The sequence below is a fragment of the Pseudarthrobacter sp. 1G09 genome, from assembly GCF_050038305.1.
GTDB classification, from domain to species: Bacteria; Actinomycetota; Actinomycetes; order Actinomycetales; family Micrococcaceae; genus Arthrobacter; species Arthrobacter equi.
On sequence record NZ_CP188306.1, the window covers coordinates 141,749 to 165,471 of the forward strand.

The following is a 23,723-nucleotide window of genomic DNA, read 5'->3' on the forward strand; positions in this document are numbered from 1 at the left end:
CGTTGGGTGGTCAGCGGTGCAGTGAGTCGTATTGGACGGCGTGGCGGACGGGCGCATTCGGGGCGCCGTAGCCGCTGTAGCCTCCGCGGCGTTCCACCATTTCGAAGAACACGCTGCCCACGGTGGCTGTGTAGAAGTGCAGGAACTCACCGTCCGCGTCCCGGTCATACAGGAGGTTGAGCTCGCTGAGCGTGGCCAGGAAGCCGGGGGCGAGGTCGAACCGGGCGTCCAGGTCCTCGTAATAGTTGGCGGGGATCTGCAGGAAGTCCAGGCCGCGGGCCCGGGCGGCCCGTGCCGCCGCCACGAGGTCATCCACCGCGAAAGCAATGTGTTCCTGGTAGGTCTTCGGGCCGTGGGCCTGCTGAACAGGGGCGAGGTTCAGGACCAGCCGGACCGCGCCGTCGGCCGTTTCCATGACCTGGGAGCGGACCAGGCCGCTGGGACTGGGGACCTCCGCGAACGGCTGCGGTTCCAGGGCGAGGGCGCTGGTGTAGAAGAGCACGGCCTCGTCGAAGTGCTGCCACGGCTGGGCCAGGTTTACGTGGTCAATCACCGCATTCTGCGCGGAACGTGCGTGCTCGAGCCCTTCACCGAACTCGCGGGTCCACGCGGCGGTGCCGTCCGGGCTGCCCTGGCAGAGGAAGATCTCGGTGGAGTCCGGGGCGGAGATGCCCTGGAAGACTTCCTCGTCGGCCTGGACCTTGCGGGCCACCACCGGTGCCTTGAGCTGCTGGGCCCGGGCTGAGGCAATCACGGGGGAGTCCACGTCGAACCCCAGGGCCGCGATGGACGGTTCGGCGTGCGAGGCCGCCTGCTCGTTGATGATGACCCGCGCCTGCCCCATGGTCCACAGCTGGACATCCTTGGTGCGGTGCCGGCCCTCGAATCCGAAGCCGAGCTGGCCCAGGAGCTTCTCCAGCTGCGCGGTATCGTCGGCCTTCACCTCGGCGAAGTTGAAGCCCGCGGGTTCGTTCACTTTGGGAATTGTGGCCAGTTCCATGGGATAACGACGCCGGAGCGCGGCGCCACCTGCCGCCGCGCCGTCAGTGCCGTTCCCGGCGTTGTCCGCGAGCCATTTGGCGCTCTGTTCCTCCAGCCAGATGAGCGAGCGCATGGCATCGACGGCCGTGCGCTCCACGTCGGACTGCCGGAAGACGTCGTTGAAGACCTCCAGCGAGACCGGCCCGGTATAGCCGGCGCGGACCACATGGCCCATGAACTTGGCGAGCTCGAACTGCCCCTCGCCAGGGAAGACCCGGTAGTGGCGGCTCCAGGACAGGACGTCCATGGACAGTTTGGGGGCGTCAGCCACCTGGACGAAGAAGATCTTCTCCGGGTTGATCTGCTCGATCGGTGCGGTGTCCCAGTCCCTGGACAGGATGTGGAAGGAATCCAGGCAGGTGCCCAGGTTGGGATGGTCCACCATCTCCACCAGGCGGTAGGCGTGTTCGTAGTCGTTGACGTACTTGCCCCAGGCCAGCGCCTCGTAGGCCACCTTGATGCTGTGGTCCCCGGCCAGGCCGGCAAGCTGGGCGAGCTGTTCTGCCCGGACGCCGTCGTCGTCGATTGTGGCGGTGGCAACGTTGGAGCACACCAGGATGGTGTCCATGCCCAGGCGGGACATGAGCTTGAACTTGGCCTCGGCGCGCCTGAGGTTGGCCTTGAGCAGGTCCGGGGTGACGCCGTCGAAATCCCGGAACGGCTGATATAGGTCCAGGCCCAGCCCCAGGTCTGCGGCCATTGTCCGCACGTCTTCGGGGCTGAGCGGTGAGGTGACAAGGTCCTGTTCGAAGATTTCGATGCCGTCGAAGCCCGCAATGGCGCAGGCCTGCATCTTTTCCTTCAGGGTGCCGGAAAGGCAGACGGTGGCAATTCCGGTACGCATCAGGCAGCCACCTCCTCGGCCGCCACGAGTTCAAGGAAGTGGCTGCGCATCCGGTCCGGGTCGGCGTCGAGGCCGGTGAAGATCCTGAAGGCGTCGGCGGCCTGGCCCACTGCCATGCGGCCGCCGTCCAGGACCTCGCAGCCCTTGGCTCGGGCGCCCCGGACCAGCTCGGTCTCGATGGGACGGTAGACAATGTCGGCCACCCAGTGCCGGGATTCGAGCAGCTCCAGGTCCAGCGGAGTGCCGGGGTGGGCGGCCATGCCCACCGGGGTGCAGTGCACCAGGCCGTCGGCCAGCGGCATGAGCTGCGGCAGCTCCCCCGTGGTGCGTGCCGTGACGGTGCTGCCCGGGAAGAAGCCGGACAGTTCCGCGGCCCGTCCGGCTGCCCGTTCGGGATCCATGTCCACCAGGTCCAGCACTGTGACGCCCGCGCTGAGCAGGGCGTACGCGACGGCGGACCCGGCACCTCCCGCGCCGAGTTGCACCACGCGGTCCAGCCGGGCGCCGGGGAGACCCGAGGCGAGGGCTGCGGCGAAGCCGGAGAAGTCGGTGTTGTGGCCGATGAAGCGGCCGTCCCGGATGACAACGGTGTTGACGGCGCCGAGCCGGCGGGCATCGGGGCTCACCTCATCCAGGTGTTGCAGGACCAGCTGCTTGCAGGGATGCGTGATGTTCAGGCCGTTGAAGCCCAGCGTGCGGGCGCTGCGGAGGACCTCGCCCACAGAGTCCCCCGGCAGGCCAAGTTCGAGGAGGTCAATGGGTCGGTACAGGTAGCGCAGGCCCTGCACGTCACCTTCCCGTTCGTGCATGGGCGGGGTGAGCGATGGCGTCACGCCATCTCCAACCAGTCCCACCAGGTAGGACTCAGTTCGTTGGCTCATCCGTGCAGCTCCTTTGGTAACGGCACCGGGCCGCGGGGCGGCACGCCGGTGACAGGGATTACAGTACATCAATTGTTCATTCTGCGCACTAGTGTTCGACTAGCGAACATGAGTATCGCGGGGTTCTACCTTTGCGGAAGCCGCGCGGCCAGCTCGGCCGCCGCATCCTGCAGGAGTGATACGTGCGCCTTCAGCTCATCCAAGGTCATGCGGAACACCGGAGCCGCCGTCGCCAGCGACGCAAAGGCATGCCCCTGGCTGTTGAGCAGCGGGACGGCAACGGCGCGCATGCCAATCTCGTTTTCCTCGTCCATCACGGCGTAACCCTGGCGGCGCACCTGGTCGACCTCCCGGCGGAAGTCATCGCGGTCCGTGATGGACTTTTCCGTCAGCGGCTCGAGTGGCAGTTCGGCGAGGAGCTTTTCGCGCTCGGCGTCCTCGGCAAAGGCCACCAGCGCCTTGCCGACGGCGGTGGCGGACAGCGAGCCCAGGTGGCCGGGGTCGCTGGTCACCCGGAACATCTGCGGGCCGTCCACCTTGTTGACCGTCAGGTGGTGATGGCCGTCCCGGACACTGAGGATGGTGGCCTCGCCGGTCTGTTCCGTGACCCGGCGAAGGACCGGCAGGGCGGCTCCGGCGAAACCGTGGTGGTTGGACACGCGCTGGCCCAGCTGGAAGATCCGCAGGCCCAGGTGGTAGCGCCGGCCATCCGGCTCATAGTCCACGAACCCGTCGCGGGCGAGCGAACCGAGGAGCCGGTAAGTGGTGCTGAAGGGCAACTCCGCGCGCCGCGAGATCTCTGCCGCGCTGGCACCGCGCGGCATTTCGCCCAGGAGTACCAGCAGGCCGAGGGCCTTGCCCACCATGTCGGTCCGCTCGGCACCCTTCCTGCCCACACCTTTGGCCGCGTCCGGGGAATCACCCTGCACGTCAGGGGCGCCGTCGGGGTCGCCCTCGCCAGCCGGATCACCCTGGACACCATCGGTCATTGTGGCTTGATTCACACTCATACGTCGATGTTGCCACAATGTGAGAGCTATTTCTAGATGGTGATTATTTTCTTGACAAGTGACAGCCCTCACAGCCATCATTGCTGTATCGCACAAGTAGCTCTCACCATGTGGCTACTCGCTCGGGTCTTGAGAGGACTCCAGCCGCATCGCGCCCCGCCCGCACCCAGGCCGCGGCGGCTGCGACTCCTGAACCATCCGCGACAATGTCGTCACACAAAGGAACTCCATGAGCCAGACACTTCCTTCCGCCGGAGCGGGCACCGCCACGCATGCCGGCACCCCCAAGAAAGCCGCACTCGCCAGCTTCCTGGGCAGCGCCGTCGAATACTACGACTTCTTCATCTTCGGCTCGGCGGCCGCACTCATCTTCCCCACGGTCTTCTTCCCCAGCGCTGATGCCAACGCGGCAATCATGTCCTTCGCCACCTTCGGCTTCGCGTACGTTGCGCGGCCGGTGGGCGCCGTCATCCTGGGCCACTTCGGCGACAGGGTGGGCCGGCAGAAAGTCCTGATGTTCACCCTCGTCCTGATGGGTGCGTCCACGTTCCTCATCGGCTGCCTGCCGGACTTCAACACGGTGGGGTGGTGGGCTCCCGCACTGCTGGTACTGGCCCGCCTCTGCCAGGGCCTCTCCGCCGCCGGTGAGCAGGCCGGCGCGTCCTCCATGACCCTGGAGCACGCCCCGGACAACCGCCGGTCCTTCTTCACGTCCTGGACCCTGACCGGTACGCAGGGCGGCCAGATCCTCGCTGCCCTGGTGTTCATCCCCGTCCTCGCCCTGCCGGACGAGATCAAGTACGGCATCGGTTGGCGCATCCCGTTCTGGCTCAGCGCAGTGGTGGTTGTGGTGGCGTTCTTCATCCGGCGCACCCTGCACGAGCCGCCCGCCTTCGCGGAAGCCCAGAAGTCCGCCCAGATCTCCAAGCTTCCCGTCGCCGACCTCCTCAAGGGCCACTGGCGAGATGTGCTCCGCGTGATCTGCTGCGCCTTCATCGCCGCCGTGTCCACCGTGTTCGGTACCCTCGCCATCAGCTACGCCAAGACAGTAGCCGGCGTGGACGGCACCACCACACTGTGGCTCGTAGTGGGCGCCAACCTGGTAGCCCTGGGCACCCAGCCGCTGTTCGGCATGCTGGCAGACAGGATCGGCCGCAAGCCCGTCTACATTTATGGCGCCCTGGCCAGTGCGGTGCTTACCCCGTTGTTCCTGCTGAGCCTGGAATCCGGCAACGTCCCGCTGATGTTCCTGGCCGCGATCGGCATGTTCTCCTGCGGTTACGCAGCCGCCAACGCCGTATGGCCGTCCTTCTACGCCGAAATGTTCAGCACGAAGGTCCGCTTCTCCGGCCTGGCCATCGGCACCCAACTGGGTTTCCTCATGGCAGGGTTCGCTCCGGCCATCGTGGCCGCGATGGGTGGCATCAGGCCCGGCGGCTGGGTGCAGATCAGCATCTTTACCGCAGTCATCTGCGTCATCGCCGCCGTTTCGGCCATGACGGCCAAGGAGTCCTACAAGACCCCCACCAAGCAGCTCGGCCTCAAGTAGGCGCCCGGCCGCGGGTGCCCTGCGGCCGGGCCCGGGCTCTGCAGAATCAAGGCTTGCCGGTTTCCAGCACGGACGCCAGGTCGAAGTTCACCGGCTCCTCCAGCTGCGCATACGTGCAGGACTCCGGGTCCCGGTCCGGCCGCCAGCGGTTGAACTGGGCGGTGTGGCGGAACCTCTCGCCTTCCATGTGGTCGTAGCGGACCTCCACCACCAGTTCGGGCCGGAGCGGGACGAAGGACAGGTCCTTGCCGGCGCTCCAGCGGCTGCCCTCGGCGTTGCGGGGCGTCCGCTCCCCCTCCTCCTGCTTCGCCCAGGCCCATGGGTGGTTGTCGAAGTCGGTCACCAGCGGCTGCAGTTCCTGGAAGAGTTCCTGCCGGCGCTTCATCGGGAAGGCGCCGATCACGCCCACGCTCGCCAGGCCGCCGTCGTCCTTGTACAGGCCCAGGAGCAGGGACCCGATGACATCCGGGCCGCTCTTGTGCAGCCGGTAGCCGGCCACCACGCAGTCGGCGGTGCGTTCGTGCTTGACCTTGAACATCACCCGCTTGTCCGGCTCGTACTTTCCGTCCACGCGCTTGGCGACGATCCCGTCCAGCCCGGCACCTTCAAACTGCTCGAACCACTGGCCCGCCGTGTCCTTGTCCGTGGTGGCGGCGGTCAGGTGGACCGGGGCCTTGCTGGCCGACAGTGCCTTTTCCAGGGCGGCCCGGCGCTCGGCGAAGGGCTTGCCGGTGTAGTCGTCACCGTCCAGGGCCAGCAGGTCGAAGGCCACGAAGGAGGCCGGGGTCTGCTCGGACAGGAGTTTCACCCGGCTGGCGGCGGGGTGGATGCGCTGCTGCAGGGTGTCGAAGTCCAGGCGGTCCCCGGTTGCGCCAATGAGGATGATCTCGCCGTCCACCACGCACCGCTCCGGGAGGTTCTCCTTAAGCGCGGCCACGAGTTCGGGAAAGTACCGGGTCATCGGTTTTTCATTGCGGCTGCCGATCTCCAGCTCGTCGCCGTCGCGGTAGATGATGGACCGGAAGCCGTCCCATTTGGGTTCGTAGCTGAGGTCCCCACCTTTCGGAATGCCGTCGATGCCGCTGACGGCCTTGGCAAGCATGGGCGGGACGGGCGGCATCACGGGAAGTTCCATGCGCCCATTCTTGCCCGGCAAGTGGCGGGGGCGGTACCCCCCGGGACGCCCGGCGCGGCGCGGCCTTCGCCGGATTCAGCGGGCTCAGCCGGCCAGGAGCCAGACGATCAGGACCAGGACCGGTGCGGCCGCCGCCGTCGAAATGAGAATGGTCTCCCGCGCCACCGCCATGCCCCGGCCGTATCTGCTGGCGAAGAGGAACACATTCTGGGCCGGCGGGAGCGCGGCCATGAGCACCACTCCCAAGAGCATGTGCGGTTCCAGGTTGAAGAGGAAGCGGCCCACGACGTAGGCCACCGCGGGCATCACGGCGGACTTCAGCGCGGTGGCGGTAAGAATTTCCGGCGTGTGCCCGCCGCTCCGGAGCATCCGCGTGCCGCGCAGGGACATCCCGAAGGCCAGCAGCACCACCGGCACCGCCGCACCACCCAGGAGCGTCAACGGTGCCATGACCGGTTCGGGCAGCTTCACATGGAAGGCGGCCAGGACTGCTCCGAGGAGGGTGGCAATGATCATCGGGTTCCGGAAGGGCTGCGTCAGCATCAGCCGCGGGGAGAAGCGGCCCGCGGCGGAGAGGTCCAGGACGGTCAGGACCAGTGGTGCCAGCAGGAGCAGCTGGACCAGCAGCACCGGGGCCACCGGGGTGGCGTCACCCAGGGCGTACAGGGTGATGGGGATACCGATGTTGTTGGCGTTAACGTAGGAACTGGCCATGGCGCCCACGGCTGTCTCAGCCATGGGGCGGCGGAACCAGATGCGGCTGGCGGCGACGTACAACAGGGCGGTGATGGTGGCCGTGAGCAGGGCCAGCGGCACGTAGGCGGAGAACACCACCGAGATGTCGGATTTCAGCACCACGGTAAAGAGGAGCACCGGGTTGGTGATGAAGAAGGCGATCTTCGTCAGCGCGGAGACCGTGTGTTCGTCACCCAGTCCGCACCGCGCGGCCAGATAGCCCACCGCAATCACGGCCCCGATCACGGCCAGCCCCACCAGCACGCCGCCCATAGGGGTACTTCCTTTCCTGTCCCGCATTCCTGCACTGCGCAGTCCCGGCGGTGTTACAAGTACCAAACTTATCGGACAAGCAGCTTGTGTTTCCGCCACCTGTCCACCCGATGGCCGGATGCCCCTCGACAGGCCGTCCGGGGGACGGTACAGCTTAACGATGGTTACCGTCGGCTTCCACGCATCCCACGAACAGATCAGTCCGGCCCAGTTGCTGAAGGACGTCCAGCACGCCGAACGCGCGGGCTTTGACGCGGCCATGTGCTCAGACCATATCGAGCCGTGGTCCGCCCGGCAGGGGCACTCGGGTTTCGCGTGGTCCTGGCTGGGTGCGGCGCTGGCCACCACCGGCCTGCGGTTCGGAGTGGTGACCGCACCCGGCCAGCGCTATCACCCCGCCATCATCGCCCACGCCTCCGCAACCCTGGCCTGCATGTTCCCCGGCAGGTTCTGGTTTGCCCCGGGCAGCGGCGAAAACATGAACGAGCACATCACGGGCGACCCCTGGCCGGCCAAAGACCTCCGCCAACGCCGGCTCGAAGAATGCGTGGACGTGATCCGCCGCCTGCACCGCGGGGAGGAGGTCACCCACCGCGGGCTGGTCACCGTGGAGCAGGCGCGGATCTGGGATGTCCCCGACTCCCCGCCCCCCGCTCATCGCACCTGCCATCAGCGTGGACACGGCCCGCCGCGCGGCAGCCTGGGCGGACGGCCTGGTCACCGTCAACCAGCCGGCGCCTAAGCTCCGGGACATGCTCGCCGCCTACCGCGACGGTGGAGGCAAGGGCAAGGCGGTGCTGCAGGTACACCTGTCCTGGGCCGGCAGCGAGCAGGAAGCGGCAGCCATCGCCCTGGACCAGTGGCGGACCAACACGTTCGCACCGCCCATCCCTTGGGACCTGCCCTCCGCGGGCCATTTCGACGGCATTGGCGAGCACGTGGGCGAGGAACAGGTCCGCGGCGCGGTCAATGTTGCCGCCAGCCTCAACGCGCACGCAGAGTGGCTGTCCGATTACGTGGAGCTGGGCTTCGATGAGCTGTACCTGCACTTCGTGGGGCAACAACAGGATGCTTTCATCGACGCCTTCGCCGCTGAGGTGCTTCCCCAGGTCCGCACCACTGACCAGGCCAGTACGGAACCGCAGCTTGCGGCGGCAACAGTCACCCCGGCGTCGGACGCTCCGGCATGAGGATCGCCGAGACCTCGGACCTGTGGTGGAAGAACGCGGTGATCTACTGCCTGGACGTGGAGACGTTCTTTGACGACGACGGCGACGGCACCGGCGATTTCGCCGGCCTCACCCAGCGGGTGGACTACCTCGCTGCGCTGGGCGTGACCTGCATCTGGCTGATGCCGTTCTACCCGTCCCCGGACCGCGACGACGGCTATGACGTCACGGACTTCTTCGGCGTGGACCGCCGCCTTGGCACGCTGGGCGACCTGGTGGAATTCATCCGCGCCGCGAAGGACCGCGGCATGCGCGTAATCGCCGACTTCGTGGTGAACCACACCTCCGACCAGCACCCCTGGTTCGTGGAAGCCCGGAAATCCACGGACAACCCGTTCCGCGACTTTTACGTGTGGCGAAAGGACACTCCCCCGGACACGTCCTCGGAAGTGGTGTTCCCCGGGGAGGAGAACTCGCTGTGGACCCTTGATGAAGCTACCGGTGAGTGGTACCTGCACATGTTTGCCAAGTACCAGCCGGACCTCAACGTCACCAACCAGCAAGTCCGCGACCAGATCGCCAAGGCCATGGGACTGTGGCTGGAACTGGGGCTTGATGGGTTCAGGCTGGACGCCGTGCCGTTCTTTCTTGAGACGCGGGGCCAACCCAAGGACGAGGCCGCCACCATCGACCCGCACGGCTACCTCAGCGCCCTCCGCAGCTTCGTGAACCGGCGCAACGGCAGCGCCGTGCTGCTGGGGGAGGTGAACCTGCCCTACAAGGAGCAGCTGGAATACTACGGCGGCCCCGAGGGCAACGAACTGAATATGCAGTTCGACTTCCTGGCCATGCAGCACATCTATTTGTCCCTTGCCAGGCAGGACGCGCGTCCGCTGGCCGAGACGCTCAAAAGCAGGCCGCCCATCAACCCGGACAACCAATGGGCCATGTTCGTGCGCAACCATGACGAACTGACCCTGGACAAGCTCAGCGACGGCGAGCGCCAGGAAGTGTTTGCCGCGTTCGGCCCGGAAAAGAACATGCAGATCTACGGCCGTGGCCTCCGGCGTCGGCTGCCTCCGATGCTTGGCGGCGACCAGGAGCGGATCCGCATGGTGTATTCCCTGATGTTCTCGCTGCCCGGTACCCCGGTGCTGTTCTACGGCGAGGAGATCGGCATGGGTGAGGACCTGCGGCAAAAGAGCCGCGCCGCAGTGCGCACACCCATGCAGTGGAACAGCGAGAAGAACGGCGGCTTCTCCAATGCCAAGGCTTCCGAACTGGTGGCCCCGCTGGTGCGCGGCGAATACGGGCCGGAGAACGTCAACGCCGCTGCGGCCAAGCGGGACCCGGAATCGCTGTTCAACTTCATGGCAACGCTGATCGCGCGCTACCGCGAGACACCGGAGCTGGGGTGGGGCTCGTTCGGGATCATCGACCAGCCGGAACCCGGGGTCTTTGCCCACACCTGCAGTTCCGATGGCGGCACGCTGGTGCTGCTGCACAACTTCGGCGAAGAGCAGGTGCTGGTCAGCGGACGGGTTGGACCGGAGGATGGCCCGCGCCAGGCCTACCGGGACGCCATGCTGCTGGACCTGTTCGACGGCGGCAACGTCCCGTTGGAGCCAGACGGCAGTTTCATGGTGGAACTGGGACGCTACGGTTACCGCTGGTTCCGGGTGCACCGCAAGGGCGACCGGCTGGCACCGTAACCGGCCGCCCGTCGTCGTGCTTTGTGAAAAAATCAACCATGCGCGCTATGCAACACTCCAGCAAACTCCAGAACGTCCGGTACGAACTCCGCGGACCCATCCTCCAGGCAGCCAAGAACATGGAGGCCGAGGGGCACCGGATCCTGAAGATGAACCTGGGCGACACTGCCCCGTTCGGCCTGGAGACTCCCGAGTCCGTGGTGGTGGACATGATCCACCACCTGCGGGGCGCCCAGGGGTACAGCGATTCGAAGGGCATCTTCTCCGCCCGGACAGCGATCTCGCAGTACTACCAGACCCGCGGCCTCATGAACATCGGCGTGGAGGACATCTTCATCGGCAACGGCGTCAGCGAGCTGATTTCCATGTGCCTGCAGGCGTTCATGGAGAACGGCGACGAGATCCTGGTGCCCGCACCGGACTACCCGCTGTGGACCGCCGCCGTGACGCTGACCGGCGGCACGCCGGTCCACTACCTCTGCGACGAGGCCGATAACTGGTGGCCCAACATGGCCGACGTCGAAGCCAGGATCACCAGCCGCACCAAGGGCATCGTGATCATCAACCCGAACAACCCCACCGGCGCCGTCTACCCGCGCCGCATCCTGGAGCAGTTCGCCGACCTCGCCCGCAAGCACAACCTGGTGCTGTTCTCCGATGAGATCTACGAGAAGGTCCTCTACGGGGACGCCGTGCACATCCACACCGCGGCCGTGGCCGAGGACGTGTGCTGCCTGACCTTCAGCGGACTTTCCAAGGCCTACCGGATGCCCGGCTACCGGGCCGGCTGGGTGGCGGTTACCGGGCCCCTCGCAGCAACCGCCGCTTACCGGGAAGGCCTGGAACTGCTCGCATCCCTGCGGCTGTGCCCCAACGTCCCCGCCCAGCACGCCATCCAGACCTGCCTGGGCGGCTACCAAAGCATCGAGGCCCTGGTGCGGCCGGGCGGCCGGCTCCGCGAACAGCGCGACCTCGCCTACAAGCTCCTGACCTCCATCCCGGGCATCACCTGTGTCCCCGCGGCGGGGGCCATGTACCTGTTCCCGCGCCTGGACCCGGAGCTGTACCCGATCGCCAGCGACGAGCAGTTCGTCATCGACCTGCTCAAGGACCAGAAAATCCTGGTGTCCCACGGCACGGCCTTCAACTGGCCCACGCCGGACCACTTCCGGTTCGTGATCCTCCCATCCGTCCTGGACATCGAGGAAGCGGTCCGCCGGATTTCGACGTTCCTGGCGAGCTACCGTAACCGCGAAGCGGCGTAAAAGGCCCGGGGTCAGGGACGGCCCTTGGCCCCTGCGGCCTTAAGCAGCCGTTCCGTCTCCGCCACGATCAGCCCCTGCACCGGCGGCGGGACGGCCGCCCCGCGCCGGCCACTGCCCTCTTCCTCCCGGATGCCCACGGCCAGGGCGCTCATCAGGTCGGCGTCCTCTGCCGTTGCGAGGTCGCTGCCGATGAGCTGGACCAGCACCTTCAGGCCCGCGAGCCGGCGTTGCGGGTCACGGCCGTCCAGGGCGGCATCAATAGCCCATTGCGCCCGCTTCCACCACTGGTCCCGCCTGTCCGCGCGGTCCCGCTGCCGGTATGCCAGGTAGGCAACGAGGACGACGCCGAACGTCGCCAGGGGCGCCAGCGACGCCGCCCCGAGCACCACGGCCCAGATCCCCTGCAGAATCTCCATGGCACCACCATAGGCGCGGCCCGGACATTTACAGGTCCGGCGCCAAGAACTAACCGGCAGCTAACCGCGGGGAAACGGGCACGCAACATTCGCAGCCCACACTGGTGAATGCAGGCAAGAGCCGGCACCAGCTCCAGCCAGGAGGCCCCGATGTTGAAGAAGGCGACCACGCATGTAACCAGAGTCCGCACCCTGGACCAGCTCCACCGCGGCGACGAAATCGAAGCCCGACTGTCTGTGGGGCCCTCCTACGACGATGTGGTGATCCGCCGCGGCAGCGTCCAGGAAACAGCGCCAGGAATCGGCGTCGTCTGGATCATGGACCGGATCACGGGCCTCCGCAAAGCCATCAATACGGACGAATGCACGGTCTGGCGCGTCGCCTGACCCGTTTCTTGACGCACGCCGGCGGCACACCAGTGGCGCGGCATCGGGCGCAGTCAGTAAGGACTGCCCGAAGCCGCGGCGGAAACCGTCAGCCGCCGGCCACCGACTGGATCACCAGCACCTCCTGGCCCGGGGACACCTCGGTATCCAGCCCCTGCAGGCGCCGTACCTCGTCACCGTCCACGTAGACGTTCACGAAGCGGCGCAGCGCACCTGTTTCATCCCGAAGCCGCCGGGCGAGCACAGCGAACCCGGCAGTGACCGAATCGAGGAGCTGCCCCACGGTCACCGGCCCGTCGGCGGGCGCAGTCAGTACGGACTGCCCGCCGGCCAGGGGCTGGAGGACACTGGGGAGCACCACCGTAATGTCAGGCACCGGCCACCACAGCCGCCCGGACACACAGGACGTCGGGAAGGTGCGCGATCACCTCTGAGAACGTCTCCCCCTCGTCCGCGCTTGCGTACACCGTCCCGCCGCGGGTGCCGAAGTACACCCCGGCCGGCTCGGCGGTATCCACCGACGCGGCGTCGCGCAGCACACTGTTGTACTCCTTGCCGGGCAGTCCGTTGCTGAGCCGCTTCCACGAGCTTCCGGCGTCGTCCGTCCGGTGGACCGCAAGGTCCCCGTCCGGAGGGATGCGTTCGCCGTCGGCTTTCAGCGGGACCACCCAGGCCGTTCCTTCCCGGCGCGGGTGCGTCAGCATGACGAACCCGAAGTCCGCGGGCAGGCCGTCGGCGATCGACGTCCAGGTGTCCGCATTGTCGTCCGTGCGGTACACGCCGTGATGGTTCTGGGCGTACAGGCGGCCTTCCACGGCGGAATCAGCCGCGATCTTGTGGACGCACTGGCCAAATTCCGGGTTGGGATCCGGCATGAAGTACGCGGAGATCCCCTTGTTGCGGGGCTCCCAGGAAGTGCCGCCGTCGAGCGAGCGGTAAACGCCGCCGGTGCTCATGGCGATGTGGACCGTATCTCCGGCGGGATCGACCACGATGGAGTGTGCCGCCGCGCCGCCGTAGCCGGCACCCCAGTCCTTGCGGTGCGGGTGGTCCCAGAGGCCGCGGTTCAATTCGAAGTGTTCACCGCCGTCCGTGGATTTCCACACGGAGATAGGTTCCGCGCCGGCCCACACCACGCCCGGCCGGGACTCCGCATCCGGGTAAATCTGCCAGACGCGCTCCACGGCGGCTCCGGTGTCCTCGGGGAATTTGATGGCACCCTGTTCGGGTTCGGACCAGGTTGCGCCCAAGTCATCCGAGTGGGCTACGGTGGGGCCCCAGTGTTCACTGCGCACTCCCACCATGATCCGGGTGCGGCCGCCCCTGGTGTCGATCCCCACGCTGGGAATCTCCGCCATCAGGAAGTGGGGGCCGGTGAAGGACCATTCGCGCCTGTCCTGGCTGGTGGCCAGCCACAGGCCTTTCTTGGTCCCGATCGCTAAGACAAAGTTCTCTGCGGTTGCCATGCCCACCATGCAACCACCGCCCCGTGCAGGCTGCAACGGTTTTGGCGCAGGGGAAAAATGAGCGGTGGTCCGTACGGGACGCTAGTCGACGAACTCGGACTGGGTTTCGATGAAGTCCCAGTCGGCGGCCGTCAGCACGGCAGCAGGGTTGTCCGGGTGCGGTCCGCCGGCTTCGGCGATGCCCTGGAGCACCGCCAGCGGCAGCTCACCCGTCCGAAGGTTCTCCCGGAGCCATTCCTTGCTGTCCAGGTCAAGGTCCAGCCACCACATGAAAATTTCCATGCCAGATCCACCCACCTTTCTTTGAGAGCAACGTTAGGCGCGGGCGAATTCCGGGACAAGGCTCCGCCCTCCCCCACAGGTAGTCGCGGGCAAAGATCGGGTACCGGCAAGTAACTTGGCCGCCGGCGGGTCCGGAAAAGACGAGTACACCCTACTGAGGACCTGCCCGGGGGGCCGCCCCTAGCCTGAAAACTCAAGCAAGCTGACCGTGCTGCTGGGGCATACGGGCGCCACCGCTGGCCTTCCCCCGCCATGGTCCGTTTCACGCCAAAAATTGGGGAGAGAACAATGAAACGCACCATTGGAACACTCGGCGCCGTGGGCCTGGCGGCACTTGTCGTCGCCGCCCCCGCAGTGGCTGACCGCGGCTGGAGCGATGACGACAAGGTCATCATCTGCCACGCGGGCTCAGGCTCGAACGCCAACCACTACACCGTGAACTCGGTTGCGGTCCCGTCACTGAACGGGCATGGCGAACACGGTAACGACATCATTCCGCCCAACGACGGCCTGAAGTACGGGCAGAACTGGGACGCTGCCGGGCAGGCGATCTACAACAACGGCTGTGTTGCGGCGCCTCCCGTCGACAATCCGCCGGTCGATAACCCGCCGGTGGATATCCCTCCAGCCGACAACCCGCCCGTCGACAATCCTCCTGCGGATAATCCACCGGTCGTCAATCCACCCGTGAACAACCCGCCCGTGAACAACCCGCCCGCCGTCGTCCCCCCGGCAGTGACGCCTGTTGACCCGCCCGCCGCAGCACCGGCAGTGGCGCCTCCGGCAGCGGTGACCCCGGTGGTGCCCGCCCAGCCCGCAGCCACCCAGGTGCAGCAGGCAACGGGAGCGGTGGCCGCTGCGCCAGTCAGCAGGGGAACCAACCAGGGCTTCAACGCCCAGACCGCCGTCGGCGGCAACCCGGCTTCACCCGCCTGGCTGGGCGGCATCGGCGCACTGGTTGCCGCCGGGGCTGCCGTGGCCATTCGCCGCCGGTCGGCTTCCTCCCCGACGGCCCGCTGACGCCGTTGTCAACGCCGCAGCGCCGCGGCCCCTGACAAGGAAGGCGTTCCGCCAGTGCCCGGCGGGACGCCTTCCTTCCCATCACCAGCGATCCACCGGAGGAGTGGCATGGCCGAGGAGAACAGCCGCCGCGCCGCGCGGCAACGGCGGCCGTGGCGTCGCCTGAACCGCACCGACCTGGCGATCCTGCTGTGCGGCGTCACGGCAGCCATGGGCATCACGTTCGGCGGCCCTCTCCTGCAGCAGGGCCCGCCTCCCGCCGTCGTCAACGCCGTGGCGGCCGCACCGGCCACCGCCGAACCCGTCGCTTCCGCCACTCCCGCGCCCGTACCGGCTGCCCTGTCCATCAGTACGACGCCGGCACTTGGCTTGCCTGCCACAGGGACACCGGTGCAGGCGGCACCGCAGCCTGCGCTTCCGGAAGCGGCGGCACCGGTCCGCATCAGCTACCCGTCCGCCGATATCGACGTGCCGGTCCACCCGCTGGAACCTGATTCAGCCGCAGCTGCCAGCCAGACGATCGTTCCGCCGGAAACCAAGGACGCCTACTGGCTCACCCCCTACGGAACACCCGGCAACAACTCCGCCAACACCACGTACGTCATCGGCCACAGCTGGGACGGCGCGGACGCCCCCTTCAACCACCTGAGTTCAGCCGCCCGCGTGGGCGACACATTTTCCGTGGAGACCGGCACGGGAGCAATCTCCTACCGCGTGGACACCGTGACCACCTACGTGAAGGCCAGCCTCAAGGACAGTCCCATCTGGGACATCGTCCCCAACAGGCTGGTCCTCATCAGTTGCTACACGCAGGATCCGTGGGGGAAGAACGTGGTTGTCACCGCCTCCCCCGCAGTCCCCTGACAAGGGCCGGCGGGACCTGTTCACCTGCGGCATCCCGGGCGGACAATGGGCTATGACATCGGATCGGTTCAGCGGCACCGCCCCGCTGCTGGTGGGCATCATGCCGAAGCAGCACCCGGAAGTCCTCCACACCGCTGCCAGCCTGGCCGCCCGGCTGGGCCAGCCACTGGTCTGCGCGTATGTGGATGAGGCCAGCTACCTGGTGGAATGGGACCCCGCACGCTCCGCCCACCGGCTTTCCCTCCATCCGGACGCCGATGACGAGGACATCCGCGCCCTGACCACCGGACTGAAGGCGGACATCATGGCCGCGATGGAAAAGGTGCCTGCCGGCAGCGGAACGGTGGCATGGACGCTGCGCACGCTCGCCGGGGATCCCGCCCGGGCGCTGGCCCGGCTGGCCGCGGAAACCAACGCACCCATGATCGTGGTGGGCACCTCGGAACGTGGATTCTCGCACCGGCTTTCGGAGGCGCTCAACGGATCTGTGGGCGCCTGGCTCAGCCACCACCAGAGCTTGCCGGTTCTGGTGGTCCCGTACAGGATGCCGGCGCACGAGGACAGCTGAGTACCGGCCGGGCCGGCTCGTAAAGGGCGGCGGAACAGGGCCTGAAAAGGCGTCAAAGTGGGCCTCCAACAGGGCCGGATAAAATAAAGCGAAAGTAGTTATTCCGGGTGGTGGCGGAGTTCCCTACCAGACAGTAAGCTGAGTCAAGCAGGCCGGTTCCGCGGAGAGTGGATACCGGGCTTGCCCAAGAGCTGCTCCGGAGTGCGTATCCCCCAATAACGCACTCCGGAGCTTTTTTGTGCCCTGAGCGCATCGGGAAAGATACCCCCAGGGGGTACTTGTGCCGATACCCCATCGGGGTATATGTTGAAGCCATGGAAGCCACCGAAGAAGTCACAGCTGCGCCACCCACGGAATTAGCGCTGGAGCAGGCGCAGCACGCACCGGAGCACGGGTACACGGCCAACAAGGACGCCTACCTGCGCCGCCTCAAACGCATTGAAGGCCAGGTCCGGGGCATTGCGCGGATGGTGGACGAGGACAAGTACTGCATCGACATCCTCACCCAGGTTTCCGCCGTCACCAAGGCCCTGCACGCCGTCAGCCTGGGGTTGGTGGAAGAGCACATCGGCCACTGCGTGGTGGGCGCCGCTGCTGAGCCGGACCCGGAAGCACGCGCCGAGGCCATTGATGCCAAGGTCAAGGAAGCTGCTGAAGCCATCGGCCGCCTGCTCCGCTGACAGCCAGTCAAATTTTCATGCCAGACCCACCCCCATTCCGGCCACCCGCCGGACGCTACGAAGGAGCAGCCATGAGCACCACCACCCCCACCACCACGAAAGTCAGCGTCTCCGGCATGACCTGCGGCCACTGCATTTCCGCCGTCAGTGAGGAGCTCGAAGCCCTTAACGGCGTCGAAACCGTGGACGTGGACCTCAACGCCGGCGGCATTTCCACCGTCACCATCACCTCCACGGGCAAACTGTCACCCTCCGAAATCGGTGAAGCCGTGGCCGAGGCCGGCTACCTGGTCGTCGCCAACGAAGCGTAGGGCCCCCGCGTACCACACCAACCCTGATAGGACGGCATGAACAACCAAAAACTGCTGCAACCGTCCGGTGTCCGCGTGGTGGAACTGGACATCGAGGGCATGACCTGCGCTTCCTGCGTCAACCGGGTAGAGAAAAAGCTCGGCAAACTGGAGGGCGTTGCGGCCTCGGTCAACCTCCCCCTGGAATCAGCCCACGTCACGGCACCGGAGGGAATCACCGACGAACAGCTGGTAGCCACCGTCAACGCCGCCGGCTACACCGCCACGGTGCGCACCCCGCCGGCCCCCGCGGACGCCGCCGGACCGGATGCGGGTGGCACTGACCATCACATGGCGCACGGCGGTACGGCCGCACAGCTGCGTCCGCGCCTGATCCTGGCAGCCATCCTCACAGTTCCCGTGTTCCTGCTATCCATGGTTCCGGCGTTCCAGTTTCCACACTGGGGCTGGGCGGCAGGAGCCCTCGCGCTGCCGGTCGTCACGTGGGCGGCCTGGCCGTTCCACCGCGCCGCGGCCGTCAACGCCCGGCACCTGGCCTCCACCATGGACACGCTGGTCTCCATCGGCGTGACGGCTGCCTACCTGTTCTCGGCCTGGCAGCTGGCCGCCGATCCGCGGATGACCGAGCACCCGGGCATGGAGGGCATGGGCGCCGGCGGCCTCTACTTTGAGGTGGCAGCAGTGGTCACCACCTTCCTGCTCCTGGGCCGCTACCTGGAGGCCAATGCCAAGCAGAAGGCCGGGGATGCCCTCAAGGCCCTCCTCAACCTGGGTGCCAAGGACGCCGCAGTCCTTCGCGAGGGGGTGGAATACCGGGTTCCCGCGGACCGGCTCCAGGTGGGGGATGTCCTGGTGGTCCGTCCGGGCGAGAAAATCGCCACCGATGGCGTGGTCCTCGACGGGACCTCAGCCGTGGACGCCTCACTGGTGACCGGCGAGTCGGTGCCAGTTGAGGTGGGCCCTGACAGCAAGGTCACCGGCGCCACCATCAACACCTCGGGCAGGCTGCTGGTCCGGGCCACCCGCGTGGGCGCCGAAACCACCCTCGCCCAGATGGCCCGCCTGGTTTCGCAGGCGCAGACCGGTAAGGCGCCCATCGCCCGCCTGGCGGACCGCATCAGCGCCGTCTTCGTCCCGGTGGTGCTGGCCATTGCCGCGGCGACGTTCCTGCTGTGGCTTCTTGCCGCCGGTCCGGATGCCGGCGGCGCCGGGTTGCGCCAGGCTTTCACCGCCGCAGTTGCCGTCCTGGTCATTGCCTGCCCGTGCGCCCTTGGCCTCGCCACACCGGTGGGGCTGCTGACGGGCAGCGGTCGCGGGGCCCAATTGGGCATCCTCATCAAGGGGCCGCAGGTCCTGGAAGACACCCGCACGGTGGACACCATCCTGCTGGACAAGACTGGCACCGTGACCACCGGCGTACTGGCGGTCAGCTCCACCACCGCGTTCGGCCCCTTCGATGAGCAGCAGGTGCTGCGGCTCGCCGGGGCGGTGGAGGCGGCATCGGAACACCCCGTGGCACGCGCCATTGCGGCGGCGGCCAAGGAGATCGTTCCCACCCGCCCCGGCAGTGCCGCGGACGACGACGGCCGCCTGCCCGGCGTCGACGGCTTCCGTTCCGCGCCGGGCGGCGGCGTCACCGGAACCGTGGAGGGCCGGCTGGTCCTGGCCGGACGCACCGGCTGGCTCCGCGACAACGGCATCGAGCCCTCCCCGGCGCACCTGGAGGCACTGGCGGGAGCAGAAGCGGCGGGTGCCACCGCCGTCTGGGTGACCATGGACGGTGTCCCTGCAGGAATCATCAGCCTTCGGGACACGGTCAAGGAAGGCTCTGCCGCTGCGGTGGCACGGCTGCAGGACCTTGGCCTGCGCCCCATCCTGCTGACCGGAGACAACGCCGCCGTGGCCGCCCAAGTGGCTGCCGCCGTCGGGATTCCCCCTGCCGATGTTTATGCGGGAGTGCTGCCGGAAGGCAAGGTGGAGGCCGTGCGCAGGCTGCAGGCCGCGGGAGCAACAGTGGCCATGGCCGGTGACGGCGTGAACGACGCCGCCGCCCTCGCGCAGGCGGACCTGGGTATCGCGATGGGGTCCGGCACGGATGTGGCCATCGAGGCCGCGGACCTCACGGTGATGGGCAACGATCTTGCCCAGGTGGCGCAGGCCATCGAGCTGTCCCGCAGGACCCTGGCCACCATCAAGACGAACCTGTTCTGGGCTTTCTTCTACAACGCCGTCGGGATCCCGGTGGCCGCGCTCGGCCTGCTCAACCCCATGATCGCGGGCGCTGCCATGGCCGCCAGTTCGGTGCTGGTGGTGGCCAACTCGCTGCGGCTCCGGAGCTTCGGAAAGTAGCGGGTTCTTTGCAGGCGCAGCGCGGGCTCAGGCCGCGCCGTAGCGGACGGCGGCGCGCGCCCGGGCCTTGGCGGCTTCCTCGTCACGGTCCTTCGGCGGCGCTTGCGTCACCAATGCGTCCAGAAGGTGCTGGGTGATGTGGGCGATCTCGTGGACCGCGTCATCGAAAGCGGCCTGGTTGGCCTTGGACGGCTTGGCGCTTCCGCTGATCTTGCGCACATACTGCAGCGCGGCGGCGTGCACCTCCTCCGAGGTGGCGTGCGGTTCGAAGTTGTGAAGGGTTCGGATGTTCCGGCACATAGGGCCATGCTAGGCTCTGGAGCGCCTAAGATCGACCCTTCGAGGCTTGCTTTATGGGCAGGTTGAGGAGGCCCGTCCATGGGGAGGACAGCATGGGCAGGGGTGCCCATCGACACTCCTTTGAGGGCCGGGATAGGTTTTAGGCAATGGATCTTCCGGATGAGCCGGGGGGCCGCTGGGGATGCCGACCTGGTTCGGATCCACTTACCAACAAGGAGATACTGATGGCTATTTGGGGTGCAGACGTTCAGCAGCTTCGTCAGCTGGGCAGCAAGCTTCAGGCAGGTGCGTCCGAGATTGAGACGCAGAAGTCCACTCTCACCAAGGTTTTGAGCAGCACCAACTGGGAGGGCCCCGACGCTGACAAGTTCCGCAACGAATGGTCGGGCCAGCACACCACCATGCTGACCAAGGTTGCTGAAGCACTGAAGGAAGCCGGCGACAAGGCCAAGCGCAACGCCGAAGAGCAGGACCAGGCTTCCCGCTAAGCACTGGCTGCGCAGGGCCTGTCACCAGGTACCTGGTTGTAAACGGCGAGGGCCCGGGCACCGCAAGGTGTCCGGGTCCTTGCCCGTTTAACCAAGGTTCAGGTGCCGGCGGACCTGCCCAAATCCGTTGCTCCGGACAGCCGTGCGCGGATGACCGCGCACGCCGGGGCACTCAGGGCACGGGTTCGACGTCGTTCGCGTGCTCGAGCGGTGAGCCCGCCTTCGCCGTCGAACGGCCAGGTGAGGGTTGCGGGGCCGGAGCCCGGAGTTCGTCGAGCCGGACCAGGAGGACGCCTCCCACGATGAGGACACCGCCCACCAGCTGGATGGCCCCGGGTAGCTCGCCGAGCAGCAGCCACGCCCAGATCACGGCGAACAGCACCTCGGTGAGGGAGACAAACGAGGCCACCTTGGAGCCCAGTGCGCGGGCCGCCATGATTCCGGAGACATAGGCCAGGACTGTTGCCAGGACCACCAGGCCGGCCAGCGAAACCCACCAGGGGGTCACCCAGGGGCCGAGTTTGGTGTCCGCCGTGTTGAACGCCATGGGCAGCAGTCCGGTGGCGCCGGCCAGCCACATGACGGCGGCGCCCACCATCAGGCCGCCGGATGCCAGCACGAGGGGCGGCAGGGTGTCATTTTCCTTGGCCGTAATGAAGAAGTACATGGCCAGGCAGACCGCTGCGGCCATACCCCAGAGGACCCCCACCGGGTCCACCTTCACGGCACCGGTGAGGTCCAGGACCAGCACCAGGCCAGCCAGCGACAACAGGGTTCCCCCGAAGGTGAGCGCGCGCGGACGCCTTCGGCTGGCTGCCCAGATCCAGAGGACGATGATCACCGGGGCAAGGTACTCGAGCAGCAGCGCGACGCCCACGGAGAGCCGTTCCACCGCGTTGAAATAAAACAACTGGCACGCGGCCACGCCGATCAGGCCAAAGAGCACAATGGTGAGCCAGTTGTCCCGCAGCTGGTGCCAGCGGCCCTTCAGGGCGATGACCGCCGGGATGGCGAGGATGAGCGCGGCGCCGGTGAGGCGTGCCGTGACGGCGGCGCCCGGGGACCAACCCGTCTCCAGGAGCGCCTTGCCGAACGATCCCGAGGTGCCGAAGACAGCAGACGAGAACACGGCGACGCCCAGGCCGGAGGCCAGGAAACTGCGGCGGGGTGCCACCGGGCTTGGCGTGGCGGGATGGTTCTTTGCGGCAGGCACCGTTGCCTCCTGTCAGGAGTAAAGTGGGGTATTGGTCATGACAGTACGCTTAGGCGCTGTAAGGAGTCAAGATGGTATTTGCCCCTGACACTGAGGTTGCGCTGCGCAGCGTGGTCAACCTCATCAATTCCAGTGCCAATGGACGCGAGGGCCTGGCCTCCCAGCAGGATCTGGACGGATTCCTGGCGGCGGAGCAGTTCTCAGGTTCCAGGGCCAGGGATGAGGCAGAGCTGGCCAGCATCCGGCGGCTGCGCGGGGAACTGGCCGGGGCATGGGTAGCGGGGGAAGACGGTGCCGTGGAGACGATCAACCGCCTGCTCCGCGACGCCAACGCCCTCCCCCAACTGGTCAGGCACGATGGCTGGGACTGGCACCTGCACGCCACCACGCCCGAGGCGCCGCTTGCGGACCGGATCAGCACGGAGGCCGCGATGGCGCTGGCGGATGTGGTGCGCAGCAAGGAGATGGACAGGCTTCGCGTCTGCGAGGCCGAGGACTGCGACGCCGCGGTGCTGGACCTCAGCCGAAACCGCTCTAAGCGTTACTGCGATACGGGCAACTGCGCCAACCGGGCGCATGTGGCGGCCTACCGGGCACGGCAGGCGGCGGGCTAGTGGCTCGCAAGCCTTCCACGTCGCGTGCGTAAGCTAAAAAGCCTGCGCGGACGGCGGGACCGGCGGTGGGTTAGCGGCCTGCGGAACCTTCAGTGCCGCCGTCGGGATCCTGCTGCTCAGGCGAGCCGGGGGCTTTGGTCCCGCCAAAGCCGTGGGACGTGTTCTTGGCCGAGCTGAGGTTGACGCCGGATCCCTTGCCCAGGTGCTCGGCATTGTCCTTGTGGCTCATGGACAGCATGGCTGCGATCACCAGGGTGACAATGAAAGCGATCCCGGCACCCGTGAAGGCGAGGTCGAAACGCGGAGCGCGGGCACTGCCGCCGGAAGCGAAAATGACCACGGCGAAGAAGGCCACGACGGCCCAGAACGCGGAGAACATCAGCGGGCCCTTCACAGAGGTCCGCAGCTTGCGCGGTTTTCCCTGGTGCTGGTCTGCCACGGTAAGTCCTCCCTGCGGGCGGCATGGATGGCCGGCCCGGTGTACGTTGTGGGTGGCCCCGGTGAAATTTCTACAACGAGTAGAACCGGGACCTTCCTAGTTTACGGCTTAGCGGCCGTACTGCGGGAATCGTGCCTGAGCGTCAGCCCGGACAGCGCCCACAGCACACCAAGGATGATGGCCCCGCCGCCGGCCACGCCCAGTAGTGCATGTGCACCGAGGCTGATGAAGAACGGCAGGATTACCGCGGTTCCGAGGCTGATGAGGCCGGAGGTGATCCAGTCGCGGGCCAGGACGTGCCGGCCGCGGTTCCGGATGCCGCAGGACAGCTCCAGGGCCCCGGCGACGCCGAGCCCCAGCGCCGCGATGACACCGAACAGGAGGTCGCTGTGCAGCAGGAGCACCGCGAACCCCGCACCCGCCAGCACGGATCCGGCGGCCGAGAGCAGCTTGCCGGACGCAGAGTCGCGCCCAAAGCCGGTAGCCGGGATACCCCAGAGGGTGATGGCGCCGATGGCCAGGAGGTAAAGGCCGCCTGCCCAGCCCATGGCTTCCACGGAGGGCGTTGCCCAAAAGATCGTTACGGCTCCGAAGGCCAGTGAGGCGGCGGAGCGCAGCAGGACCGGCTTCCACAGGTCGGTGCGGGGGGCGGTTCCCTGGGCGGCGCCTGCGGGTGTCAAGGGTTGTGTCACCGGTCCAGTTTAGTTGCGCG

The 23,723-nt window shown here is 67.1% G+C and carries 25 protein-coding genes and 1 pseudogene; 13 read left to right on the forward strand and 13 right to left on the reverse strand.

Translation table 11 applies throughout. The features are described 5' to 3' along the window. Positions 1–10: 10 nt before the first annotated feature. The 3 genes from ACP3TD_RS00660 to ACP3TD_RS00670 form a co-directional block, all read right to left on the reverse strand. The gene (locus tag ACP3TD_RS00660; RefSeq protein ID WP_426764854.1) at positions 11–1,885 is read right to left on the reverse strand and encodes a bifunctional sugar phosphate isomerase/epimerase/4-hydroxyphenylpyruvate dioxygenase family protein; all 1,875 of its coding nucleotides are present in this window, start codon (positions 1,883–1,885) and stop codon (positions 11–13) included. After that, complete coding sequence (locus tag ACP3TD_RS00665) at positions 1,885–2,766, reverse strand: shikimate dehydrogenase (RefSeq protein ID WP_426764855.1); 882 nt, start codon at positions 2,764–2,766, stop codon at positions 1,885–1,887. Before ACP3TD_RS00665 ends, ACP3TD_RS00660 begins: the two co-directional genes overlap by 1 nt. Positions 2,767–2,891: 125 nt before the next feature. Next, a complete protein-coding gene (locus ACP3TD_RS00670) occupies positions 2,892–3,776 on the reverse strand; it encodes an IclR family transcriptional regulator (RefSeq protein WP_426764856.1) in 885 nt (294 codons plus the stop codon). Positions 3,777–4,005: 229 nt separating this feature from the next. On the opposite strand from ACP3TD_RS00670, the gene ACP3TD_RS00675 reads away from it, so the two are divergent. Then, positions 4,006–5,325, forward strand: coding sequence for an MFS transporter (locus tag ACP3TD_RS00675; protein WP_426764857.1), 1,320 nt, complete (start codon positions 4,006–4,008; stop codon positions 5,323–5,325). Between the two features lie 46 nt (positions 5,326–5,371). Here ACP3TD_RS00675 and ACP3TD_RS00680 read toward each other — a convergent pair whose 3' ends face one another. Next, positions 5,372–6,460 (reverse strand): ATP-dependent DNA ligase, encoded by a 1,089-nt coding sequence (locus ACP3TD_RS00680; protein WP_426764859.1) that lies wholly within the window; start codon positions 6,458–6,460, stop codon positions 5,372–5,374. Positions 6,461–6,544: 84 nt separating this feature from the next. Then, on the reverse strand, positions 6,545–7,468 hold the full coding sequence (locus tag ACP3TD_RS00685; RefSeq protein WP_426764860.1) for an AEC family transporter: 924 nt from the start codon (positions 7,466–7,468) through the stop codon (positions 6,545–6,547). Between the two features lie 160 nt (positions 7,469–7,628). On the opposite strand from ACP3TD_RS00685, the pseudogene ACP3TD_RS00690 reads away from it, so the two are divergent. The 3 genes and pseudogenes from ACP3TD_RS00690 (at position 7,629) to ACP3TD_RS00700 (ending at position 11,614) form a co-directional block, all read left to right on the forward strand. Further along, positions 7,629–8,658, forward strand: a pseudogene (locus ACP3TD_RS00690) (TIGR03885 family FMN-dependent LLM class oxidoreductase). Beyond that, positions 8,655–10,349, forward strand: a complete 1,695-nt coding sequence (locus tag ACP3TD_RS00695; RefSeq protein WP_426764861.1) for an alpha-amylase family protein — start codon at positions 8,655–8,657, stop codon at positions 10,347–10,349. Before ACP3TD_RS00690 ends, ACP3TD_RS00695 begins: the two are co-directional and overlap by 4 nt. Positions 10,350–10,387: 38 nt before the next feature. Then, positions 10,388–11,614, forward strand: coding sequence for a pyridoxal phosphate-dependent aminotransferase (locus ACP3TD_RS00700; protein WP_426764862.1), 1,227 nt, complete (start codon positions 10,388–10,390; stop codon positions 11,612–11,614). 11 nt (positions 11,615–11,625) lie between these two features. Here the strand turns inward: ACP3TD_RS00700 and ACP3TD_RS00705 are convergent, their stop codons facing one another. Further along, positions 11,626–12,030 (reverse strand): hypothetical protein, encoded by a 405-nt coding sequence (locus ACP3TD_RS00705; RefSeq protein ID WP_426764863.1) that lies wholly within the window; start codon positions 12,028–12,030, stop codon positions 11,626–11,628. A gap of 150 nt (positions 12,031–12,180) precedes the next feature. On the opposite strand from ACP3TD_RS00705, the gene ACP3TD_RS00710 reads away from it, so the two are divergent. Next, positions 12,181–12,417, forward strand: coding sequence for a hypothetical protein (locus ACP3TD_RS00710; protein WP_015939010.1), 237 nt, complete (start codon positions 12,181–12,183; stop codon positions 12,415–12,417). 88 nt (positions 12,418–12,505) lie between these two features. On the opposite strand, the gene ACP3TD_RS00715 is transcribed toward ACP3TD_RS00710, so the two are convergent. The 3 genes from ACP3TD_RS00715 to ACP3TD_RS00725 form a co-directional block, all read right to left on the reverse strand. Further along, positions 12,506–12,793 carry a MoaD/ThiS family protein gene (locus ACP3TD_RS00715; protein WP_015939011.1) on the reverse strand — a complete coding sequence of 96 codons (288 nt, stop codon included), beginning with the start codon at positions 12,791–12,793 and terminating at the stop codon, positions 12,506–12,508. Beyond that, complete coding sequence (locus ACP3TD_RS00720; protein ID WP_426764864.1) at positions 12,786–13,892, reverse strand: WD40/YVTN/BNR-like repeat-containing protein; 1,107 nt, start codon at positions 13,890–13,892, stop codon at positions 12,786–12,788. The genes ACP3TD_RS00715 and ACP3TD_RS00720 overlap by 8 nt, the downstream gene beginning before the upstream one ends. 72 nt (positions 13,893–13,964) lie before the next feature. Further along, positions 13,965–14,165 (reverse strand): hypothetical protein, encoded by a 201-nt coding sequence (locus ACP3TD_RS00725; protein ID WP_426764865.1) that lies wholly within the window; start codon positions 14,163–14,165, stop codon positions 13,965–13,967. 288 nt (positions 14,166–14,453) lie between these two features. On the opposite strand from ACP3TD_RS00725, the gene ACP3TD_RS00730 reads away from it, so the two are divergent. From ACP3TD_RS00730 to ACP3TD_RS00755, 6 genes are all read left to right on the forward strand, one after another. Next, positions 14,454–15,185, forward strand: coding sequence for a hypothetical protein (locus ACP3TD_RS00730; protein ID WP_426764866.1), 732 nt, complete (start codon positions 14,454–14,456; stop codon positions 15,183–15,185). A 108-nt stretch (positions 15,186–15,293) separates the two neighbouring features. Next, positions 15,294–16,049: a class F sortase gene (locus ACP3TD_RS00735; RefSeq protein WP_426764867.1), complete on the forward strand. Its 756-nt coding sequence runs from the start codon at positions 15,294–15,296 to the stop codon at positions 16,047–16,049. A gap of 52 nt (positions 16,050–16,101) precedes the next feature. Next, positions 16,102–16,617, forward strand: coding sequence for a universal stress protein (locus tag ACP3TD_RS00740; RefSeq protein WP_426764868.1), 516 nt, complete (start codon positions 16,102–16,104; stop codon positions 16,615–16,617). Between the two features lie 314 nt (positions 16,618–16,931). Beyond that, positions 16,932–17,297 (forward strand): metal-sensitive transcriptional regulator, encoded by a 366-nt coding sequence (locus ACP3TD_RS00745; RefSeq protein WP_426764869.1) that lies wholly within the window; start codon positions 16,932–16,934, stop codon positions 17,295–17,297. Positions 17,298–17,368: 71 nt separating this feature from the next. Then, on the forward strand, positions 17,369–17,608 hold the full coding sequence (locus ACP3TD_RS00750; protein WP_426764870.1) for a heavy-metal-associated domain-containing protein: 240 nt from the start codon (positions 17,369–17,371) through the stop codon (positions 17,606–17,608). 36 nt (positions 17,609–17,644) lie between these two features. Continuing rightward, complete coding sequence (locus tag ACP3TD_RS00755; RefSeq protein ID WP_426764871.1) at positions 17,645–19,957, forward strand: heavy metal translocating P-type ATPase; 2,313 nt, start codon at positions 17,645–17,647, stop codon at positions 19,955–19,957. A 27-nt stretch (positions 19,958–19,984) separates the two neighbouring features. Here the strand turns inward: ACP3TD_RS00755 and ACP3TD_RS00760 are convergent, their stop codons facing one another. Further along, on the reverse strand, positions 19,985–20,257 hold the full coding sequence (locus ACP3TD_RS00760; RefSeq protein WP_426764873.1) for a DUF2277 domain-containing protein: 273 nt from the start codon (positions 20,255–20,257) through the stop codon (positions 19,985–19,987). Between the two features lie 224 nt (positions 20,258–20,481). Here ACP3TD_RS00760 and ACP3TD_RS00765 point away from each other — a divergent pair, with 224 nt between their 5' ends. Continuing rightward, positions 20,482–20,745, forward strand: coding sequence for a WXG100 family type VII secretion target (locus tag ACP3TD_RS00765; protein WP_045731203.1), 264 nt, complete (start codon positions 20,482–20,484; stop codon positions 20,743–20,745). A gap of 172 nt (positions 20,746–20,917) precedes the next feature. On the opposite strand, the gene ACP3TD_RS00770 is transcribed toward ACP3TD_RS00765, so the two are convergent. Next, positions 20,918–21,958 (reverse strand): EamA family transporter, encoded by a 1,041-nt coding sequence (locus tag ACP3TD_RS00770; protein WP_426764875.1) that lies wholly within the window; start codon positions 21,956–21,958, stop codon positions 20,918–20,920. A 71-nt stretch (positions 21,959–22,029) separates the two neighbouring features. Here ACP3TD_RS00770 and ACP3TD_RS00775 point away from each other — a divergent pair, with 71 nt between their 5' ends. Continuing rightward, entirely contained in the window at positions 22,030–22,572 is a 543-nt protein-coding gene (locus ACP3TD_RS00775; protein ID WP_426764876.1) for a CGNR zinc finger domain-containing protein, read from the forward strand. 70 nt (positions 22,573–22,642) lie between these two features. Here the strand turns inward: ACP3TD_RS00775 and ACP3TD_RS00780 are convergent, their stop codons facing one another. Together ACP3TD_RS00780 and ACP3TD_RS00785 are read right to left on the reverse strand one after the other, a co-directional pair. Further along, entirely contained in the window at positions 22,643–23,011 is a 369-nt protein-coding gene (locus tag ACP3TD_RS00780; protein ID WP_091716859.1) for a hypothetical protein, read from the reverse strand. A gap of 101 nt (positions 23,012–23,112) precedes the next feature. Then, on the reverse strand, positions 23,113–23,703 hold the full coding sequence (locus tag ACP3TD_RS00785) for a hypothetical protein (RefSeq protein ID WP_426764877.1): 591 nt from the start codon (positions 23,701–23,703) through the stop codon (positions 23,113–23,115). Positions 23,704–23,723: the final 20 nt, after the last annotated feature.

Bases quoted from the DNA above. Each gene is read 5' to 3' on its own strand.
- ACP3TD_RS00710 (WP_015939010.1), top strand. From the start codon at position 12,181: ATGTTGAAGAAGGCGACCACGCATGTAACCAGAGTCCGCACCCTGGAC.
- ACP3TD_RS00720 (WP_426764864.1), bottom strand. From the start codon at position 13,892: ATGGTGGGCATGGCAACCGCAGAGAACTTTGTCTTAGCGATCGGGACC.
- ACP3TD_RS00775 (WP_426764876.1), top strand. From the start codon at position 22,030: ATGGTATTTGCCCCTGACACTGAGGTTGCGCTGCGCAGCGTGGTCAAC.
- ACP3TD_RS00745 (WP_426764869.1), top strand. From the start codon at position 16,932: ATGGAAGCCACCGAAGAAGTCACAGCTGCGCCACCCACGGAATTAGCG.
- ACP3TD_RS00685 (WP_426764860.1), bottom strand. From the start codon at position 7,468: ATGGGCGGCGTGCTGGTGGGGCTGGCCGTGATCGGGGCCGTGATTGCG.
- ACP3TD_RS00665 (WP_426764855.1), bottom strand. From the start codon at position 2,766: ATGAGCCAACGAACTGAGTCCTACCTGGTGGGACTGGTTGGAGATGGC.
- ACP3TD_RS00765 (WP_045731203.1), top strand. From the start codon at position 20,482: ATGGCTATTTGGGGTGCAGACGTTCAGCAGCTTCGTCAGCTGGGCAGC.
- ACP3TD_RS00725 (WP_426764865.1), bottom strand. From the start codon at position 14,165: ATGGAAATTTTCATGTGGTGGCTGGACCTTGACCTGGACAGCAAGGAA.
- ACP3TD_RS00700 (WP_426764862.1), top strand. From the start codon at position 10,388: ATGCGCGCTATGCAACACTCCAGCAAACTCCAGAACGTCCGGTACGAA.
- ACP3TD_RS00695 (WP_426764861.1), top strand. From the start codon at position 8,655: ATGAGGATCGCCGAGACCTCGGACCTGTGGTGGAAGAACGCGGTGATC.
- ACP3TD_RS00735 (WP_426764867.1), top strand. From the start codon at position 15,294: ATGGCCGAGGAGAACAGCCGCCGCGCCGCGCGGCAACGGCGGCCGTGG.
- ACP3TD_RS00705 (WP_426764863.1), bottom strand. From the start codon at position 12,030: ATGGAGATTCTGCAGGGGATCTGGGCCGTGGTGCTCGGGGCGGCGTCG.
- ACP3TD_RS00680 (WP_426764859.1), bottom strand. From the start codon at position 6,460: ATGGAACTTCCCGTGATGCCGCCCGTCCCGCCCATGCTTGCCAAGGCC.
- ACP3TD_RS00660 (WP_426764854.1), bottom strand. From the start codon at position 1,885: ATGCGTACCGGAATTGCCACCGTCTGCCTTTCCGGCACCCTGAAGGAA.
- ACP3TD_RS00675 (WP_426764857.1), top strand. From the start codon at position 4,006: ATGAGCCAGACACTTCCTTCCGCCGGAGCGGGCACCGCCACGCATGCC.
- ACP3TD_RS00755 (WP_426764871.1), top strand. From the start codon at position 17,645: ATGAACAACCAAAAACTGCTGCAACCGTCCGGTGTCCGCGTGGTGGAA.
- ACP3TD_RS00740 (WP_426764868.1), top strand. From the start codon at position 16,102: ATGACATCGGATCGGTTCAGCGGCACCGCCCCGCTGCTGGTGGGCATC.
- ACP3TD_RS00750 (WP_426764870.1), top strand. From the start codon at position 17,369: ATGAGCACCACCACCCCCACCACCACGAAAGTCAGCGTCTCCGGCATG.
- ACP3TD_RS00730 (WP_426764866.1), top strand. From the start codon at position 14,454: ATGAAACGCACCATTGGAACACTCGGCGCCGTGGGCCTGGCGGCACTT.
- ACP3TD_RS00760 (WP_426764873.1), bottom strand. From the start codon at position 20,257: ATGTGCCGGAACATCCGAACCCTTCACAACTTCGAACCGCACGCCACC.
- ACP3TD_RS00670 (WP_426764856.1), bottom strand. From the start codon at position 3,776: ATGAGTGTGAATCAAGCCACAATGACCGATGGTGTCCAGGGTGATCCG.